Origin of the sequence: Glycomyces sp. TRM65418, assembly GCF_019710475.1 — a bacterium.
Taxonomy (GTDB): domain Bacteria; phylum Actinomycetota; class Actinomycetes; order Mycobacteriales; family Micromonosporaceae; genus Glycomyces.
The window spans coordinates 146327-164931 of the sequence record NZ_JAJFAX010000006.1 but is presented as its reverse complement, the minus strand read 5'-3'; the positions used below and the strand labels follow the sequence as shown (position 1 = coordinate 164931).

The 18605-nt window shown below is 69.9% G+C and carries 15 protein-coding genes; 4 read left to right on the top strand and 11 right to left on the bottom strand.

Annotated features, from left to right (window positions below):
* Positions 1-118 precede the first annotated feature (118 nt).
* Positions 119-619 carry a transcriptional regulator gene (locus K3N28_RS15035; RefSeq protein WP_228093367.1) on the top strand — a complete coding sequence of 167 codons (501 nt, stop codon included), beginning with the start codon at positions 119-121 and terminating at the stop codon, positions 617-619.
* A gap of 62 nt (positions 620-681) precedes the next feature.
* Here the strand turns inward: K3N28_RS15035 and nusB are convergent, their stop codons facing one another.
* The 6 genes from nusB to K3N28_RS15005 all read right to left on the bottom strand — a co-directional run bounded on the left by nusB (position 682) and on the right by K3N28_RS15005 (position 5772).
* Positions 682-1122 carry a transcription antitermination factor NusB gene (gene nusB, locus K3N28_RS15030; RefSeq protein ID WP_228093366.1) on the bottom strand — a complete coding sequence of 147 codons (441 nt, stop codon included), beginning with the start codon at positions 1120-1122 and terminating at the stop codon, positions 682-684.
* Between the two features lie 2 nt (positions 1123-1124).
* A complete protein-coding gene (efp, locus tag K3N28_RS15025; protein WP_228093365.1) occupies positions 1125-1682 on the bottom strand; it encodes an elongation factor P in 558 nt (185 codons plus the stop codon).
* A 278-nt stretch (positions 1683-1960) separates the two neighbouring features.
* Complete coding sequence (gene aroQ, locus K3N28_RS15020) at positions 1961-2386, bottom strand: type II 3-dehydroquinate dehydratase (protein WP_228093364.1); 426 nt, start codon at positions 2384-2386, stop codon at positions 1961-1963.
* On the bottom strand, positions 2383-3939 hold the full coding sequence (gene aroB / locus K3N28_RS15015) for a 3-dehydroquinate synthase (protein WP_228093363.1): 1557 nt from the start codon (positions 3937-3939) through the stop codon (positions 2383-2385). Before aroB ends, aroQ begins: the two co-directional genes overlap by 4 nt.
* A gap of 151 nt (positions 3940-4090) precedes the next feature.
* Positions 4091-5272, bottom strand: coding sequence for a chorismate synthase (aroC, locus tag K3N28_RS15010; protein ID WP_374209788.1), 1182 nt, complete (start codon positions 5270-5272; stop codon positions 4091-4093).
* Between the two features lie 161 nt (positions 5273-5433).
* Positions 5434-5772: a hypothetical protein gene (locus K3N28_RS15005; RefSeq protein WP_228093361.1), complete on the bottom strand. Its 339-nt coding sequence runs from the start codon at positions 5770-5772 to the stop codon at positions 5434-5436.
* Positions 5773-6016: 244 nt separating this feature from the next.
* Between K3N28_RS15005 and K3N28_RS15000 the strand changes: the two genes are divergently transcribed.
* On the top strand, positions 6017-7003 hold the full coding sequence (locus K3N28_RS15000; protein ID WP_255640279.1) for a LacI family DNA-binding transcriptional regulator: 987 nt from the start codon (positions 6017-6019) through the stop codon (positions 7001-7003).
* A 209-nt stretch (positions 7004-7212) separates the two neighbouring features.
* Positions 7213-9792 carry a glycoside hydrolase family 9 protein gene (locus K3N28_RS14995; protein ID WP_228093359.1) on the top strand — a complete coding sequence of 860 codons (2580 nt, stop codon included), beginning with the start codon at positions 7213-7215 and terminating at the stop codon, positions 9790-9792.
* 166 nt (positions 9793-9958) lie between these two features.
* On the opposite strand, the gene K3N28_RS14990 is transcribed toward K3N28_RS14995, so the two are convergent.
* The 4 genes from K3N28_RS14990 to gsmA form a co-directional block, all read right to left on the bottom strand.
* Positions 9959-10282: a hypothetical protein gene (locus tag K3N28_RS14990; RefSeq protein WP_228093358.1), complete on the bottom strand. Its 324-nt coding sequence runs from the start codon at positions 10280-10282 to the stop codon at positions 9959-9961.
* A 112-nt stretch (positions 10283-10394) separates the two neighbouring features.
* Positions 10395-11006, bottom strand: coding sequence for a prepilin peptidase (locus K3N28_RS14985; protein WP_228093357.1), 612 nt, complete (start codon positions 11004-11006; stop codon positions 10395-10397).
* A 134-nt stretch (positions 11007-11140) separates the two neighbouring features.
* A complete protein-coding gene (gene uvrA / locus K3N28_RS14980) occupies positions 11141-14047 on the bottom strand; it encodes an excinuclease ABC subunit UvrA (protein ID WP_374209794.1) in 2907 nt (968 codons plus the stop codon).
* Between the two features lie 281 nt (positions 14048-14328).
* Positions 14329-15393 (bottom strand): sporangiospore maturation cell wall hydrolase GsmA, encoded by a 1065-nt coding sequence (gene gsmA / locus K3N28_RS14975; RefSeq protein WP_228093355.1) that lies wholly within the window; start codon positions 15391-15393, stop codon positions 14329-14331.
* Positions 15394-15567: 174 nt separating this feature from the next.
* Here gsmA and typA point away from each other — a divergent pair, with 174 nt between their 5' ends.
* On the top strand, positions 15568-17442 hold the full coding sequence (gene typA, locus K3N28_RS14970) for a translational GTPase TypA (protein WP_228093354.1): 1875 nt from the start codon (positions 15568-15570) through the stop codon (positions 17440-17442).
* A gap of 54 nt (positions 17443-17496) precedes the next feature.
* Here typA and K3N28_RS14965 read toward each other — a convergent pair whose 3' ends face one another.
* Positions 17497-18408, bottom strand: coding sequence for a proteasome assembly chaperone family protein (locus K3N28_RS14965; protein ID WP_228093353.1), 912 nt, complete (start codon positions 18406-18408; stop codon positions 17497-17499).
* Positions 18409-18605 lie beyond the last annotated feature (197 nt).

The following is an 18605-nucleotide window of genomic DNA, read 5'->3' as shown; positions in this document are numbered from 1 at the left end:
GTTGCGAGGGTCTCACGCGACGAAGAACACTGTTTGGGGGCACCCCAACGGCCGATGGTCACCGACCGTAGTCAACAATAGGATTCCTCTCGTACCGAAAATTGGAGTTGATCCCAGCATGGCGACATCTGACTACGCCAAGGCGCTCGGCAACCGGCTGCGTGACATCCGCATGCAGCAGGGGCTGTCGCTGCAAGGCGTCGAGGACAAGTCCGGCGGCAAGTGGAAGGCCGTCGTCATCGGTTCCTACGAGCGGGGCGACCGGTCGATCACCGTCAGCCGCCTCGCCGAGTTGGCCGACTTCTACCGGATCCCCGTCTCCGAGCTGCTTCCCGAGGGCGTGCCGCTCCCGGTCGAGCAGGCGGAGAAGATCGTCCTCAACCTCGAGGCGCTCTACGACCACCCCGACCCCGAGCTGGAGCACGTGGCCAAGCTGGCCCGCTCGATCCAGCAGCGCCGCGGTGACTACAACGGCCGCATCCTCTCGATCCGCGCCGACGACCTCTACACCCTGGCCGTCGTGTACTCGACCACGCCCTCGGGCCTGATCGAGAAGCTCGAGGACTTCGGCGTCCTCGTGCACGACCTGCAGGCGTTCTTCGCCTCGGAAGCCGAATAGGGCGACCGGAGCCGACGGCAGCAGCCGGGCCTCCTGGAACAGGAGACCCGGCTTTCGCGTGTCTACTCGGCCTTGGCGGCGGTGTCGAGGACGGCGTTGATGAACGACGTGTCGTCGGAGGAGCCGATCTGCTCGGCCACGCGCATGGCCTCCTTGATGGCGACGGGCGTGTCGACGTCGGCGACGTGGCGGATCTCGTAGAGCCCCACGCGCAGGACGTTCCGGTCGACGGCGGGCATCCGCTCGACCGACCAGCCCGAGGAGGCCTTGCCGAGGACGGCGTCGAGCTCGTCCAGCTTCTGTGCGACGCCGCGCACGAGCTGCTCCGAGTAGGCGGGCAGACGCGGGGCCTCGGGGTCCTTGAAGGCCCGGTCGGCGCGCTCGGCGAGGACCTTCGAGGGCTCGATGTCGCGGCTCTCGGCTTCGTACAGGATCTCGACGGCGCGCATCCGCCACTTGGTGCGGGCGGTGAGGCGGTCAGGTCGTTGCTGCTGGTTCCCCACGCCTATGCCCGGGAGAGGTACTTGCCGTCGCGGGTGTCGACCTTGATCTTCTCGCCGTTGTCGATGAACAGCGGCACGAGGACCTGCGCGCCGGTCTCGACGGTGGCGGGCTTGGTGCCGCCGGAGGAGCGGTCGCCCTGGAGGCCCGGCTCGGTGTAGGTGATGGTCAGCTCGACCGAGGCGGGGAGCTCGACGTAGAGCGCCTTGCCGTCGTGCATCGCGACGGTGACCTCGGAGTTCTCGAGCATGAACTTGGCGGCGTCGCCGACCAGGGCCGGGGTGAGCGGGAACTGGTCGTAGGACTCCATGTCCATGAACACGAAGTCCTCGCCCTCCTTGTAGAGGTACTGCATGTTGCGGCGGTCGACGTTCGCGGTCTCGACCTTGGTGCCGGCGTTGAAGGTCTTGTCGACGATCTTGCCCGAGGGGATCTGCTTGAGGGTGGTGCGCACGAACGCGGGGCCCTTGCCGGGCTTGACGTGCTGGAACTCCTGCACCTGCCAGAGCTGGCCCTCCAGGTTGAGCACCATGCCGTTCTTGAGGTCGTTCGTGGTTGCCACGGGCGTTCGTCTCTTTCGGTAGAGGTTCTGTCTTGACCGACCGTCAATGCTAACCGGCGAACGGGACGCCCTCGGGCCCGGCCGCACCGGCTGTGTCCAGCGGCGCAGCCCCCTCGGCCGAATCGGTCCGCGACCCGTGTTCCGGGATCGTCACGGGCGCGGGCGTGTACCGCGAGATGGCGATGCTCGCCGAGCAGGGGATGCCGGTCGAGGACGTGCTCGCCGGGGCCACGCCGTCGGCCTGGATCCCGCCTGACACGTCCGGCGCGGGCCGGAGCTCAGCCGGCCGCGATCGCATCGAGGGCGGCGACGTACCCCTGGAAGCCGAGGCCGACGATCACGCCGGTGGCGTGGGCCGACACGTACGAGTGGTGCCGGAACGGCTCGCGCTTGTGGACGTTGGAGAGATGGACCTCGATGAGCGGCGCGGTCAGCTGCGCGCACGCGTCGCCGACCGCCACGGACGTGTGGGTCCAGGCGGCCGCGTTCAGGACCACGGGGTGGCCGTTGTCGGCGGCCTCGTGCAGCCACTCCAGCAGCTCGCCCTCATGGTTCGTCTGGCGGAAGTCGACGTCCAGGCCCAGGTCCTTGCCGGTGGCGGCGCACAGCTCGGCCAGGTCGGCGAGCGTCTGGGAGCCGTAGATCTCGGGTTCCCGCTTGCCGAGCCGGTTGAGGTTGGGGCCGTTCAAGACCAGGGTCTTCATGCGGTCAGCCTCTCATAGGCCTCGCGCTGCTGCTCGGCGGTCACGTCGTCGACGACCACCGGCCGCGCGAGGGCGTCGAGGAGCACGAACCGCTGGGTCGCGCCGACGTTCTTCTTGTCGATCTTCATGACCTTGAGGATGTCGTCCCAGCGCCCGGCCTCGTAGGTGATCGGCAGGCCGAGCGAGGCGAGCACCGATTTCGTGCGCTCCACGAGGTCGACGCGGCCGGTGATGGCCCCGAGGTGGGCGGCGTAGACCATGCCGACGGCGACGGCGTCGCCGTGCCGCCAGCGGTAGTGCTCCAGCTTCTCGACCGCGTGGGCGAAGGTGTGCCCGTAGTTGAGGATGGCGCGCAGGCCGCCTTCTTTGAGGTCGGAGCCGACGACTTCGGCCTTGACGGCGATGGCGCGCTCGACGAGTTCGGCGACGACCGGACCGGAGGCGTCGAGCGCGGCGGCGGGGTCGGCCTCCACCAGGTCGAGGATGACCGGGTCGGCGATGAACCCGGCCTTCACGACTTCGGCGAGTCCGGCGGCGAGGTCGCGCTCGGGCAAGGTGGCGAAGTGGTCGAGGTCGACGAGGACCGCGCGCGGCGGGTGGAACGCGCCGACGAGGTTCTTCCCGGCGGCGGTGTTCACGCCGGTCTTGCCGCCGACGGCCGCGTCGACCGCGCCGAGGAGCGAGGTCGGGACGTGGACGACCGCGACGCCGCGCAGCCAGCAGGCGGCGACGAACCCGGCGAGGTCGGTGACCGCGCCGCCGCCGACGCCGACCACGAGGTCGGTGCGGGTGAAGCCTTCGGCGCCGAGCGCCTCCCAGCACTGCTCGGCGACGGCGACGGTCTTGCCGTCCTCGGCGTCGGGCAGTTCCATGAGGGTCGCCTCGACCCCGTCGGGCATGAGCGCGCCGACGCGTTCGGCGAGTGCCGCGGTGTTGGCGGTGTGGAGGACGGCGACGCGGGCGGCCTTGCCGAGGAACTCGGGCAGTCGCGCGGTGGTGCCGCGTCCGATGAGGACCGGGTAGGGGGCCTCGGCGTCGTTCACCGTGACGGTGGCGACGGCGAGTCGGGCGGTGATCGCATCGGTCACTTCGGACACGTCCCTTCCGGTGGTGTCGATCTCGATGTCGGCGACTTCGCGGTACAGCGGCAGGCGCTCGTCCATGAGGCGGCGGAGGGTCGCGCGCGGGTTGACCTGGAGGAGCGGGCGGCCCTTGTCCATCTCGGTGCGCTTGACCGCTTCGCCGAGGTCGACGCGCAGGTGGACGACGGTGACGCCGGCGAGGAGCTTGCGGGTGGACTCGGCGAGGACCGCGCCGCCGCCGAGGGCGAGGACGCCGTCGTGCTCGGCCACGGCCCGGCGGACCGCTTCGCGTTCGAGGGCGCGGAAGTGCGCCTCGCCTTCGTCCACGAAGATGTCGGGGATGGGCTTGCCCGCCGCCTCGGCGATGTCCGCATCGGTGTCCCGGAACGGCGCGTCGAGCGCCGCGGCCAGCGCGCGGCCGATGGTGGTCTTCCCGGAGCCGGGAGGCCCGACGATGGCGACCAGGCTCATCGGCGTTCACTCCGGTGAGGGGCGAGTCGTCCGGAACGACGAGTGTTTCGAGTTTCCCGGAGCAGCGGGCCGGCTTGGCCGCAGCGGGCGCGCAGCGCCCTCGATGTCGGGTGGCGGTGGGCGACGGGTGGGCGTGACGGGTGCGGGATCATCAGCGCACCTGCAGGTTCTCGATGTAGTGCTCGAAGTTGCGCTTGGACTCGCCCACGGAGTCACCGCCGAACTTCTCCAGTGCCGCCTCGGCGAGGACGTAGGCGGCCATGTGCTCGGCGACGACGGCCCCGGCGGGGACCGCGCAGACGTCGGAGCGCTGGTTGATGGCCTCGGCGGCCTCGCCGGTGGTGGTGTCGATGGTGCGCAGCGGGCGCGTCAGCGACGAGATGGGCTTGAGCATGGCCGAGACGCGCAGGGGCTGGCCGGTGGTGATGCCGCCTTCGAGGCCGCCCGCGCGGTCGGTGAGGCGCTGGACGCCGCCGGCGGGGCCGGGCACGATCTCGTCGTGCGCCGAGGAGCCGCGGACGGCGGCCTGCATGAGGCCGTCGCCGATCTCGACGGCCTTGACCGACTGGATCGACATGAGCGCGGTGGCGAGGCGGGCGTCGAGCTTGCGGTCCCACTGGACGTGCGAGCCGAGCCCGGGCGGGACGTTGTAGGCGAGGACCTCGACGACGCCGCCGAGAGTGTCGGCGTCCTTCTTCGCGGCGTCGACCTCGGCGACCATGCGGGCGGAGGCCTCGGGGTCCATGCAGCGCAGCGGGTCGGCGTCGACCGCGGCGGCGTCGTCCGGCGTGGGCACGAGGCCGTCCTTGGCGCGGACGGGGCCGAGGGCCTTGACGTGGGAGACGATCTCGATCCCGAAGGCCTGCTTGAGGAAGGCCTTCGCGGCGGTGCCTCCGGCGACGCGCGCGGCGGTCTCGCGTGCGGAGGCGCGCTCGAGGATCGGGCGGGCGTCCTCGTGGTCGTACTTCTGCATCCCGGCGAGGTCGGCGTGGCCGGGCCGGGGCCGGGTCAGGGGGGCGTTGCGGGCGATCCCGGCGAGCTCCTCGGGGTCGACCGGGTCCGCGGCCATGACGGTCTCCCACTTGGGCCACTCGGAGTTGCCGACGCGGATGGCGACGGGCGAGCCGAGGGTGCGCCCGTGGCGGACGCCGCCGATGAAGCTGACGACGTCGGCTTCGAACTTCATGCGCGCGCCGCGGCCGTAACCGAGGCGTCGTCGGGCGAGTTCGTCGGCCACGGCGCCGGTGGTCAGCTCGATCCCGGCGGGCAGGCCGTCGAGGGTGACCACGAGCTCGGGTCCGTGAGATTCTCCAGCTGTCATCCATCGCAACACGTCGTCAAGTCTGCCACTGGGGCGGGTGTGATTCTGCACCTGGTGGACGTGGTGTCTCAACGGTTGGGCGCGAGTGGGGCCGCTCTCGTGTCGAGGCATGACCCGGGCGCCGGATCGGGCGTCGCGAGAGGTGCTTCCCGCTTCGAGCGATCGGCCTCCCGCTATCGGTTGTCGAACGCCTTGCCGAAGTCGACCAGGACGACCTCGCGATCGCCGGCGACTTCCGCGTCGTGGCCCGGCGGGGTCTCGAACGCGGCGCCCGCGTTGATGTCCTTGTCGGCGCCGTCCTCCATGTGGACCAGCAGATGTCCTTCGACGCAGCGGCCGAGGCGGGGCGCCCGGCGGGACTCGGTCCCGTCGGTGGACCGGCGCCGTCCCCGGTCGAACCGCGAGCGTTCGACCGGCATGCCGTCGATCGCCACGGTGTCGCGCCCGCCGTGTCCGCTGAGGTCGGTCGACTCGTCCGCGGCGTCGAAGTTCTCGACTGCGACTCGGCTCATTGCCCTCATCTCCTCCATCGAGTCCATGGCCGCAACGCGCGTATTGATCGCAATTCCGACGTACCTGGACTCAGTGCGGCATTCGATAGACTGTCTCGACTGTGTCCCCAGGTCAGGTCGGTTTGGTGAAAGATTCAATGATTCCCGCACAGCTGCATAATGGAAGGACGTCGGTGCGATGAACCCCAGGCACTCGCGGAAATCCGCAGACCGCTCCCCGGCACCGCGGTCTCGCAAGCCCACGATGGCCGACGTCGCCGCCGAAGTCGGCGTCTCGCGGGCCTTGGTCTCACTGGTGTTCCGCGGCCAGCCCGGCGCGAGTCCCGACACCCGCGAGCGCGTCTTCGACGCCGCCGCACGGCTCGGCTACAAGCCGGACATGGCCGCGCGACTGCTCGCCCGCGGACGCAGCAAGGTCCTCGGTGTGCTGTTCACCGCGCGGAACCCCTATCACGTGGACCTGGTGGAGGCGATCTACCCGGCCGCCGAGGAGCTCGGTTACGACCTGGTGCTGAGCGCCGCCGTGCCGACCCGGAGCGAGCACAAGGCGATCGAGGCGCTCATCGGGCACCGCAGCGAGGCGCTGCTGCTGTGCGGGCCGACGATCCCCGACGACGACGTGAGCGCCTTGGGTGACCGGGTGCCCACGGTGGTGCTGGGCCGCCACATCAAGGACGCCGGTGTGGACGTGGTGACCTCGTACGACCGGCCGGGGGCCCGCGAGGTGGTGGACTACCTGGTGGGGCTGGGGCACCGCGACATCGTGCACGTGGACGCGGGGAGCCAGCCGGGCGGGCCGGAGCGGCGGCGGGCATACCGGGACGCGATGCGCGCGCACGGGCTCGGCGATCGGATCCGGGTGATCTCCGGGGACCATTCGCAGGAGGGCGGTTCGGAGGCGGCGATGCGGCTGCTGAAGGACGTCCGGCCGCTGCCGACGGCGGTGTTCGCGGCGAACGACCAGTGCGCGATCGGGCTGCTGGACGTGTTCACCCGCGCCGGGGTGAAGATCCCCGAGCAGGTCTCGATCGTGGGGTACGACGACAGCCACATCGCCGGGCTCAGCCACATCGACTTGACGACCGTGCGGCAGGACGTGCCGCGGCTGGCGCAGCTGGCGGTCGAGGCGGCTGACGAACAGCTCAGGGGCGCAAGGGAACCGGGGGTGCTCCTCAAGCTGGAATCGAAGCTGGTCGTACGGGGGACGAGCGGTCCCCCGACCCGCCGGTGACACCGGCGCTCCCACCGCGCCGTCCCCGGCCCGCCGCCTCACCGCTCGTTCGGGCGGCCCGGTGGCCGCGGTCCTCGGTGCTCGCCGTGCCCGCGCGGGTGGGCGTCCTCTGGGCGGCGGGATCGGCGGACGACTTATTGACATTCACGAATTTCAATGACAAGATGTCGTGTGGTAACGCTCCCAAACCATCGGAGGCGAGCACCCCCATGCCGCGACCGCACATGCGTCGACGCTTCGGCGTCGCCGTCCTCACCGCTCTCACCCTCGGCGCCGCAGCCGCCGCCCCGGCCGCGCTCGCGCAGGACGAGGAACCACACGATCTGATCACCAACGGCGACTTCGCCTCGGGAACCAACGGCTGGTGGGCCACCGCCAACCTCACCGGGGCGGTCGCCGACGGCGAATGGTGTCTCGACGTGCCGGGCGGCACGGCGAACGCCTGGGACGCCATCGTCGGCCAGAACGACCTGCCACTGGTCGCCGGCGAGTCCTACGAGCTCCAGTTCACCGCCCGAGCATCGTCCGACGTGAGCGTCCGGGCCCTCGTCCAGCGCGACGTGGACCCGTGGCCGACCGCTATGGAGGAGTTCCCGGCGCTGACCCCCGAGCCGCAGAACTTCAGCTACGTCTTCACCGCCAACGCCGACTGGAACGACGCCCAGCTGGCGTTCCAGATCGGCCGCCAGGCCGAGCCCTGGCAGTTCTGCCTTTCGGAGGTCGCCTTGCTCACCGGAGCCGAACCGCCCGTCTACGACCCCGACACCGGCCCGCGCGTGCGGGTCAACCAGGTCGCGTACTTCGCCGACGGTCCCAAGCGCGCCACGCTCGTCACCGAGGCGGCCGATCCGGTTCCGTGGCAGCTCCACGACGCCGAAGGCGCCCTGGTCGCCGAGGGCGAGTCGGCCCCGCACGGCGCCGACCCCACTTCAGGCGAATCGGTGCACGTCATCGACTTCTCGGACGTGTCCGCCACCGGCGAGGGCTTCACCATCACCGCCGACGGCGAGACCTCCTACCCGTTCGCCATCGGCGGCGACGTGTACGGCGACATGGCGGTGGACGCCCTGTCGTTCTACTACCCGCAGCGCTCGGGCATCGCGATCGACGACGCGATCGCACCCGGGTACGGCCGCGAGGCCGGGCACGTGGACGTCGCGCCCAACCAGGGCGACGGAGCCGTCCCCTGCTACGGCGGCGCCTGCGACTACACGCTCGACGTGACCGGCGGCTGGTACGACGCCGGCGACCACGGCAAGTACGTCGTCAACGGCGGCATCTCGGTCGCGCAGGTCATGTCGGTGTACGAGCGGGCCCTGCACGCTCCCACCGGCGACGCGAGCCGTCTCGCCGACGGCAGCCTGCGCCTCCCCGAGCACGGCGACGGCGTGCCGGACGTGCTCGACGAGGCCCGCTGGGAGATCGAGTTCCTGATGGCGATGCAGGTCCCCGCCGGCGAGGAGCTCGCGGGCATGGCCCACCACAAGATCCACGACGAGAACTGGACCGGGCTGCCGCTCATGCCGGCCGACGACCCGGAGGCGCGGTTCCTCGAACCGCCGTCGACGGCGGCCACGCTGAACTTGGCGGCCGCGGCCGCGCAGGCGGCCCGGCTCTTCGAGCCCTACGACGCCGAGTTCGCGGCGCAGGCCCTGGAGGCGGCCGAGACCGCCTGGGCGGCGGCGCTGGCGCACCCGGACGTGTACGCGGTCGACCGCGGTGCGGGCGGCGGCCCGTACGGCGACAACGACGTCTCGGACGAGTTCTACTGGGCCGCGGCGGAGCTGTTCCTGACCACCGGCAAGAAGTCCTATGAGGAGTACGTGCTCGCCTCGAAACTGCACGAGGCCGACGTGTTCAACGCGGGCGGCTTCGACTGGGGACACGTGGCCCCGCTCGCGAAGCTCGACCTGGCGCTCGTGCCGAACGCGCTGCCGGGACGCGCCGACGTGATCGAGCAGGTCGTCGCGGGCGCGGAACAGTACCTGGCGCAGCAGGAGTCGAGCCCGTGGGACCTGTCCTACGGCTCTGACGGGACCTTCGACTGGGGCTCCAACAGCCTGGTGCTCAACGAGCTCGTGGTCGTCGGCGCCGCCTTCGACCTCACGGGCGAGCAGCGGTACCGCGACGGCGTGCTGGTCGGCCTCGACTACATCCTGGGCCGCAACGCGCTCGGGAACTCCTATGTGACCGGGTACGGCTCGCACGACTCGCGGAACCAGCACAGCCGCTGGTACGCGAACCAGCTCGACCCGAGCCTGCCGAACCCGCCGGCCGGGACGCTCGCGGGCGGCCCGAACACGGTCACCGGTACGTGGGACCCGGTCGCGCAGCGCTGGCTGGGCGGCTGCGCGCCCCAGCGGTGCTACATCGACGACATCGGCTCGTGGGCCACGAACGAGCTGACGATCAACTGGAACGCCTCGCTCGCGCAGGTCGCGAACTTCGCGGCCGACCAGGCCGGGACGGACGCGGCCTCGCCTTCCTGCGAGGTCCAGTACAAGATCAACGGCCAGTGGCCGGGCGGGTTCAACGCGCAGGTCCTGGTGACGAACACGGGCACCGAGCCGCTGGAGGACCTCCGGCTGACGTGGGCGCTGCCGACCGGTCAGTCCATCCTGCACTCGTGGAGCGTGGAGCTGACCCAGCAGGGCCACACGGTGACCGCGACCGAGCTGGGCGGAGGGACGGCCCTGGGGCCGGGCCGGACGTTCACGTTCGGGCTCATCGGCGCCAAGGACGCCCGGACCGCGGTGGCGCCGACCTCGGTGAGCTGCTCGGCGGGATAGGAACGACGGCCGCGCCCGGGTGATCCCGGGCGCGGCGAAGGGGCGGTCCATGGTGTCAGTGGACCGCCCCTCGATGTTCTCACTCAGGCGCCTAGCGACCGGTGGACTCCTGGTGCTCGCACCAGTTGCAGTGCCGGTTCACGTCAGAGGCGCCAGGCAGGTCGACTTAGTCGTCCCAGCCGTGCTTGTGCTTGTGGTCGCGGTCGTGCCAGCCACGGTCGGTGCCGTTGAAGACGACGTCGTTTCCGTTGGCGTGGGTCTCGCTGCTGATGAAGTCGCAGTTGGTGCCGTCGTTGGTGAGCACCTCGACGTCCACCAGGTAGACGATCTCCTTGACGTCGAAGCAGATGTTCGACAGGATGTAGAAGCCGCCGACATCGTCAGGGCTGTAGTCGTACCCGTTCTGGGCCATGGCGGGCGAGGCCACGCTGACGGCGAGGGCGACGGCGCCAGTGGCGACCGCAGCACCCTGAAGAGCTTTACGAAGCATGAACGCTCCCTTGAATCGATTTCGATGGTCGGTCCCGATATCGCAGAACCGATTATGACTATATGGGCATTTGGGAGGATCTCATGGGATTTTCCGCGTGTCACGGCTTTCTTTATGAAATCAGCGCTAAGTGAATAATGTCCATATTTGTCACTGCCAGCGCCGCGGCCGTGCCGAGCAGCATCGCCGGCCCGAAGGGAAGGTCGATGCGGCGCATCAGGAGCACCGCGACCGCCTGCACCCCGCCGATGAGGGCTGCCGCAACCGCCGCGGCCAGTGCGCTCTGCCAGGACATCCAGCCGAGTACGAGGCCGAGGAGTCCCGCCAGCTTCACGTCGCCGAAGCCGACGTGCCCTGCGACGCAGCCCACCCCGTAGAGCGCCATGCCCGCCGCCGCGCACGCCGCGGCCCGCAGCATCGCGTCCGCGTCCCCGCTCGCCAGCAGCAGCGCGGCCGTCAGCGGGTAGGCGGGCAGGATCAGGAGGTCGGGCAGGCGCCGCTGGTAGACGTCGATCCAGCCCGCCGGGATGCCGACCGCGGCGACCACGCCGAGCGCGCAGCCGTAGAGCAGTCCCTCGGCGCGCCAAGCGATCAGCAGGGCCGAGGCCACGCTCACGGCGGCGACGAGCCGCGGGTCGGGGTGTCGGTCGGTGGCGAGGGCGACGCATCGTGCGAGGCCGGGACTCGTGAGCAGGGCGGCCGTGACCGCTCCTATGAAGAGCATGCCGGTGATGCTCGCATTCCCTTGCGGCGGCAGACGGGAGCGACGCGGCCGGTTCCGGCCGCGTCGCTCGAGTCACACGGTCTTCGATTGCGGCGCTTGCGAAACCCCTTCGCTGCACACGCCGTTCGGCAGGGCTACCGCTTGGCGTTCCTGCGGCCGTTGCCGGCCTTCGCCCGTCGCGCGGCCGGGCCGTCGCCGTTGCCGTCCCCGTCGAGGCCGAGCAGCGGCCGCAGGTAGGCGCCGGTGTGGCTCGCGGCGATCGCGGCGACCTCTTCGGGCGTGCCCGCCGCGACGAGGGTGCCGCCCTTGTCGCCGCCTTCGGGACCGAGGTCGATGACCCAGTCCGAGCACTTGATCACTTCGAGGTTGTGCTCGATGGTGATCACGGTGTTGCCCTTGTCGACCAGGCCGTCGAGCACGCCGAGCAGCTTGCGGACGTCCTCGAAGTGCAGACCGGTGGTCGGCTCGTCCAGGATGTACACGGTCTTGCCGGTCGAGCGCTTCTGGAGCTCGGAGGCGAGCTTCACGCGCTGGGCCTCGCCGCCGGACAGGGTCGGCGCGGGCTGCCCCAGACGCACGTAGCCGAGGCCGACGTCGTTGAGGGTCTTGAGGTGACGGTGGATCGTCTGGATCGGCTCGAAGAAGTCGGCGGCCTCCTCGATGGGCATGTCGAGCACGTCCGAGATGGTCTTGCCGCGGTAGTGGACCTTGAGCGTGTCGCGGTTGTAGCGGGCCCCGCCGCACTCCTCGCACGGCACGTACACGTCCGGCAGGAAGTTCATCTCGATCTTGAGCGTGCCGTCGCCGCTGCAGGCCTCGCAGCGCCCGCCCTTGACGTTGAAGGAGAACCGGCCGGGACCCCAGCCGCGCACCTTCGCCTCGGGGGTGCCCGCGAAGAGCTTGCGCACCTTGTCGAACACGCCGGTGTAGGTCGCCGGGTTCGAGCGCGGCGTGCGCCCGATCGGGGACTGGTCCACGCCGACGACCTTGTCGACCTCGTCGAGGCCGGTGATGGTGCGGTGCCGGCCCGCGACGATCTTCGCGCCGTTGATCTCGGCGGCGAGCGTGTTGTAGAGGATCTCGTTGACCAGCGTGGACTTGCCGGAGCCCGACACGCCGGTCACGGCGACCATGCAGCCCATCGGGAAGACCGCGTCGATGCCCTTGAGGTTGTTCTCCCGGGCGCCCTTGACGACGATCTCGCGGCCGTGGTCGGCCGGGCGGCGCTTCTCGGGCACGGGGATGTGCCGGCGGCCCGAGACGTAGTCGCCGGTGATGGAGCCCTCGGCCTCGGTGAGCCCGGCGACGGGGCCGGAGTAGATGACCTTGCCGCCGTGCTCGCCCGCGCCCGGGCCGATGTCGACGATGTGGTCGGCGACGCGGATGGTGTCCTCGTCGTGCTCGACGACGATGAGCGTGTTCCCGAGGTCGCGGAGGCGTTCGAGCGTGGCGATGAGCCGGTTGTTGTCCCGCTGGTGCAGGCCGATCGAGGGCTCGTCGAGCACGTAGAGGACGCCCACGAGGCCGGCGCCGATCTGCGTGGCGAGGCGGATGCGCTGGGCCTCGCCGCCCGAGAGGCTCCCGGCGGAGCGCGCGAGCGTGAGGTAGTCGAGGCCGACGTCCAGCAGGAACTGGAGCCGGGCGGTGACCTCCTTGACGATGGGCGCGGCGATCATCGTGTCGCGGCTGGAGAGCGCGAGCGCGTTGAAGAAGGTCGCGCATTCGGCGATCGAGAGCGTGCAGACCTCGTGGATGGACAGGCCCTCCACGGTGACGGCGAGGACCTCGGGCTTGAGCCTGGTCCCCTCGCAGGTCGAGCACGGGATCTCCCGCATGAACTGCTCGTACTTCTCGCGGGTCCACTCGGAGTCGGTCTCGTGGTGGCGGCGTTCGACCCACGGCACGACGCCTTCGAAGCGGGTCTCGTAGGAGCGGCGCTGACCGCGCTTGTTGCGGTAGGCGACCTGGAGGGTCTCGTCGTAGCCGTAGAGGACCGCCTTGTGCGCGCGGTCGGGCAGGTCCGCCCACGGGGTGTCGACGTCGAAGCCGACGGCCTCGCCGAGGGCGACGATCTGGAACAGGAAGTAGTCGCCCATGCCGACCGACGACCAGGGCGCGAGCGCGCCGTCGCGGATGGTCGCCTCCTGGTCGCGGATGACCAGTTCGGGGTCGACCTCCTTGCGGACGCCGAGGCCGTGGCAGACCGGGCAGGCGCCGAAGGGGGCGTTGAAGGAGAAGGTGCGCGGCTCCAGCTCGTCGAGGGAGAGCGGGTGGTCGTTGGGGCAGGCGAGCTTCTCGGAGAAGCGGCGGGTGCGGTTCGGGTCGTCCTCGGGGACGTCCACGAAGTCGAGCACGACGACCCCGTCGGCGAGGGCGAGCGCGGACTCGACCGAGTCGGTGACGCGCTGGATCGAGGAGGGCTTGACGGCGAGTCGGTCGACGACCACGTCGATGTCGTGCTTCTCCTGCTTCTTGAGCTTGGGCACGTCGGTGAGGGCGTAGACCTGGCCGTCGACGCGGGCGCGGGCGTAGCCCTGCTGCTGGAGTTCGGCGAAGAGGTCGACGAACTCGCCCTTGCGCTTGCGCACCACGGGCGCGAGGACCTGGAATCGCGTGCCCTCGGCCATGGCCATGATCTGGTCGGTGATCTGCTGCGGCGACTGGCTGACGATGGCCTCGCCGCACTGCGGGCAGTGCGGGACGCCGATGCGGGCGAACAGGAGCCGCAGGTAGTCGTAGATCTCAGTGATGGTGCCGACCGTGGACCGCGGGTTGCGCGAGGTGGACTTCTGGTCGATCGAGACCGCGGGCGAGAGTCCCTCGATGAAGTCGACGTCGGGCTTGTCCATCTGGCCGAGGAACTGGCGGGCGTAGGCCGAGAGCGATTCGACGTATCGGCGCTGGCCTTCGGCGAAGATCGTGTCGAAGGCCAGGGAGGACTTGCCGGAACCGGACAGGCCGGTGAAGACGATCAGGGAGTCCCTGGGCAGGTCGAGGTCGACGTCCTTGAGGTTGTGCTCGCGGGCGCCGCGCACGACGATGGTGCCGGACGCGTGTCGTTCAGAGGCGGAGTGCGCTTTGGATTCGGTCAGAAGGTGCTCGTTGGCCACGGTGGGAATCTAACGTTCGGGTCCGACAGTTTCTGGAGGCCCGCTGTTCGAACGCGGACCGCCTCTCGAGGCTACCCTCCTCCGTGCTGCGGATTCCCGTGCCGATGTGACGTTTCACTCATCCTTCACGGTGCCGAAAACGGGCCCCGCCCTTCGGCGGGGCCCGCTTCCGATGGCGGGAACGCGGTCTTCGGTGCGGCCGGTCGAGCGACTCAGTCGAACCGGTACAGGTCGTGGTCGTCCATGATCCCGATGAGCTTCTCCGCGTACTTGGGGTCGGTCGCGTAGCCGGCCTTGTGGATCTCCTTGGCGAAGCGCTTCGGGTCGTCCGCGTGCTGCATCGCCGTGGCGTAGCGGGACCAGTTCGCGAGCAGCTCGCCGTGGTCGCGGTAGGAGTCGGCCACGTCCGCGTAGGCGCGGAACGTCGCGTTCATGTCGAAGCAGCCGCCGGTGGGGCTGCACTCGAACGTGGCGTAGTCGCGGCACCCGATGGCGTGCTTCCCGGGCGAGCCGAAGCACTTCATGCCGAAGAGGTTGTGGTCCTCGCGGGCCAGCGCGCCGCGGCCCCAGCCGGTCTCCAGGATGGCCTGCGCGAGGGTCACGGAGGCGGGGACGCCGGTGGCGCGGTCGCTGGCCTGGGCGGCGGGGGCGTGCGTGTCGATGAAGCCCTGGTTGCCGCCGCGCGGGACGGTCGGCGGGTTCTGGCCGCACCACGGCAGCCACGGCACGCCGGCGGTCCATTTGATGTAGGCGGCGGACACGTAGCGCTTGTCGCCGATCTTGTACCAGACGCCGGTCTTGCCGGCGGTGCCGTCGACCTGCTGGCCCCAGACCTGGCATTCGACGCCGACGATCGCGCCGTTGGGGTGGCCGCCTTGGCGGCTGGCGCCGGAGGAGGCGGCGGAGCGGACGTTGAGTTCGCCGCCGGCGGTGGTCACGCGGGCTTCGGTGGCGGCCTTGCTGGCGGCGGAGCACCAGGGGACGGGCTGCGAGGGCGACCAGGTGACGTAGGCCTCCGAGATCCACCGGTCCTTGCCGATGCGCAGCCAGGTGGAGGAGGTGCGGACGTGGCCGTCGATCTCCTCGCCGCGGACCTTGCAGAAGACCTCCGGGTTGGCTCGGTTCGCGAGCGTGCCGACGGTCTTCTGGTCGGTGGCCGGGCCGGACCGCACGTTGAGCGTGCCGCCTTCGGTGGTGATGATCGCACCGGTGATCTTCGCCTGACTCGGGGCCGCGCCGACGAGGATCGCTCCGGCGGCGAGCACGAGAATCAGCATGAATCGGATGGATACATGGAATACGCCCATGTACGGCATTCTATGAAATGAGGGATATCTCATCATGAAAAGCGGTAATGTGAATATTTCTCCGCTGCAGAGCCGTCTCACCGGTGTCCGCGATCACCTGGGTTGACGCCAGGTCGGTCTCGTGCTTAGGCGACAATGGTCGTCGTGTCTACACGCTCTGATCTGCGCAACATCGCCATCGTCGCCCACGTCGACCACGGCAAGACCACCCTCGTCGACGCCATGCTCAAGCAGGCGGGCGCCTTCCGCGAGGGCGCCGCCGTCGACGACCGCGTCATGGACTCCGGTGACCTGGAACGCGAGAAGGGCATCACGATCCTCGCGAAGAACACCGCGGTCCACTACACCAACCCGGCCGACGGCTCGGCGATGGTCATCAACATCATCGACACCCCCGGCCACGCCGACTTCGGCGGCGAGGTCGAACGCGGCCTGTCCATGGTGGACGCGGTCGTGCTCCTCGTCGACGCCTCCGAGGGCCCGCTGCCCCAGACCCGCTTCGTGCTCCGCAAGGCGCTCACCGCGCGCCTGCCGGTCATCCTGTGCATCAACAAGACCGACCGGCCCGACGCCCGCATCGACGAGGTCGTCAACGAGACCTACGACCTGTTCCTGGACCTGGACGCCGACGAGGAGCAGATCGAGTTCCCGATCGTCTACGCCTGCGCCCGCGACGGCGTCGCCTCGCTGACCAAGCCCAAGGACGGCACCGTCCCCGAGGACTCGGAGAACCTCAAGCCGTTCTTCGACACCATCATCGAGCACGTCCCCGCGCCCGAGTACACGCCCGGCGCGCCGCTCCAGGCCCACGTCACCAACCTCGACGCCGACAACTTCCTCGGCCGCATCGCGCTGTGCCGCGTCGAAGAGGGCGAGCTGCGCAAGGGCCAGACCGTCACGTGGATGAAGCGCGACGGCTCGCAGCAGAACGTCCGCATCACCGAGCTCATGATGACCGAGGCGCTCACCCGCAAGCCCGCCGAGAAGGCCGGCCCCGGTGACATCTGCGCCATCGCCGGCATCGCCGACATCATGATCGGCGAGACCCTCGCCGACCCCGAGCACCCGGTCGCCCTGCCGCTCATCACCGTCGACGAGCCCGCGATCTCGATGACCATCGGCACGAACACGTCGCCGCTGGTCGGCAAGGGCGGCAAGGGCCACAAGGTCACCGCCCGCCAGGTGAAGGACCGCCTCGACCGCGAACTGGTCGGCAACGTCTCGCTGCGGGTGCTCCCGACCGAGCGCCCCGACGCCTGGGAGGTGCAGGGCCGCGGCGAGCTGGCCCTGGCGATCCTGGTCGAGCAGATGCGCCGCGAGGGCTTCGAGCTCACCGTCGGCAAGCCCGAGGTCGTCACCAAGCAGATCGACGGCAAGACCCACGAGCCGGTCGAGCGCATGACCATCGACTCCCCCGAGGAGCACCTGGGCGCGATCACGCAGCTCATGGCGACCCGCAAGGGCCGCATGGAGACCATGACGAACCACGGTTCCGGCTGGGTCCGCATGGAGTGGCTCGTGCCCTCCCGCGGCCTCATCGGCTTCCGCACCGAGTTCCTGACGCAGACCCGCGGCACCGGCATCGCGCACTCGATCTACGAGCGGCACGAGCCGTGGTTCGGCGAGCTGCGCACCCGCAACAACGGTTCGCTCGTGGCCGACCGGGCCGGTATGGTCACCGCCTTCGCGATGATCAACCTCCAGGAGCGCGGCGTCCTGTTCGTGGGCCCGGGCACCGAGGTGTACGAGGGCATGATCGTCGGCGAGAACTCGCGCACCGACGACATGGACGTGAACATCACCAAGGAGAAGAAGCTCACCAACATGCGCGCCGCCGCGGCCGACTCCACGGAGAACGTGGTGCCGCCGCGCGCGCTGTCGCTGGAGCAGTCGCTCGAGTTCTGCCGCGACGACGAGTGCGTCGAGATCACCCCGGAGACCGTCCGCATCCGCAAGGTCGTCCTGGACCAGAAGGAGCGCGGCCGCGCGGCCTCGCGCGCCAAGCACGGCAACGTGTAAGCGGCACAAGCGAAAGCGGGCCGAGCCTTCCGGCTCGGCCCGCTTTTTCGCGTCTCAGTCCTCGTCGCCCTTGTTGCGCTCGGCGAGGAACGACTCGAAGGCCGCGCCGAGTTCGTCCGCGGTGGGCATGCGACCGTCCTGGAGCAGCTCGTCGGTCTCGGCGGCCTCGGTGAACGAGTCGTACTGCTCCTCAAGGGTCTTCACCACGTCGGCGACCTCCTCGGACTCGGCCACCTGCTCGGCGATGTCCGAATCCACTTGGGCGCGTTCGAGTTCCAACTCCTCGTCGGAGGGCAGGTCGAGACCGGTGGCCTCGCGGATGCCCTCCAGGAGCCGGATCGTCCCGGCCGGGTAGGTCATCTGCATGACGTAATGCGGCACGTGCACCGAGAGGCCGATCGCGTCGCGGCCGGATTCGCCGAGGCGGTACTCCAGCAGCCCCGCGGCGTTGCCGGGGACCGTGACCTCGTTGAACACCGGCCGGTTGTCGAAGACCAGCTCAGGGCGCGTGGCGTGCACGGTCATGCCCAGGGCGCGGGTGTGCGGGACGCCCATCGGGATGCCCTGGAAGCCCAGGGTGAGCGGCACGTGCCAGTGCTCGATCAGGTCCTCCACCGCGTCCACGAACCGCTCCCACGCGAAATCGGGTTCGGGGCCGGTCATGAGCAGGAACGGTTTGTCGGAGGCGTCGCGCATCAGGTAGACGACCAGCTGCGGGGCCTCGAAGTCGGCCCAGCGGTCGATCGAGAACGTCAGGTTGGGCCGCCGGGATCGGTAGTCGATGAGCTGGTCCACGTCGAAGGACGCGACCGGCGTGTGCTCGCAGGTCTTGAACAGGTGGTCGACGACCCCGCGGCCCGCCTGCCCCGCGTCCATGAACCCGTCGAGGAAGTGCAGCAGCACGGCGCCCTGCGCATCCGCGGGTTCGGCGAGGACTTCACACAGTGCCCAAGGGTCAACGTTCAAAACAATCGGCTCCTTCTTCCTTGACGCCTTCGATGCTAACGCCGCACGCCGACCCCGGATTCCCCCTCGGGCAGAACTTCGGGGGATCGTCACCCCCGCACCCGTCGCCCCACCCACACCCCGAACCGGAGCGGCCACGCCGCGCCACATTCCCGCACCCGTCGCCCCACCCACACCCCGAACCGGAGCGGCCACGC

Excerpts from the sequence above, each read along its gene's own strand:
- aroB (WP_228093363.1), bottom strand. The coding sequence starts at position 3,939 with ATGAGCCTGGTCGCCATCGTCGGGCCTCCCGGCTCCGGGAAGACCACC.
- K3N28_RS15000 (WP_255640279.1), top strand. The coding sequence starts at position 6,017 with ATGGCCGACGTCGCCGCCGAAGTCGGCGTCTCGCGGGCCTTGGTCTCA.
- K3N28_RS15005 (WP_228093361.1), bottom strand. The coding sequence starts at position 5,772 with ATGAGCCGAGTCGCAGTCGAGAACTTCGACGCCGCGGACGAGTCGACC.
- K3N28_RS15035 (WP_228093367.1), top strand. The coding sequence starts at position 119 with ATGGCGACATCTGACTACGCCAAGGCGCTCGGCAACCGGCTGCGTGAC.
- K3N28_RS14990 (WP_228093358.1), bottom strand. The coding sequence starts at position 10,282 with ATGCTTCGTAAAGCTCTTCAGGGTGCTGCGGTCGCCACTGGCGCCGTC.
- gsmA (WP_228093355.1), bottom strand. The coding sequence starts at position 15,393 with ATGCTGATTCTCGTGCTCGCCGCCGGAGCGATCCTCGTCGGCGCGGCC.
- K3N28_RS14985 (WP_228093357.1), bottom strand. The coding sequence starts at position 11,006 with ATGCTCTTCATAGGAGCGGTCACGGCCGCCCTGCTCACGAGTCCCGGC.
- K3N28_RS14995 (WP_228093359.1), top strand. The coding sequence starts at position 7,213 with ATGCCGCGACCGCACATGCGTCGACGCTTCGGCGTCGCCGTCCTCACC.
- aroQ (WP_228093364.1), bottom strand. The coding sequence starts at position 2,386 with ATGAAGACCCTGGTCTTGAACGGCCCCAACCTCAACCGGCTCGGCAAG.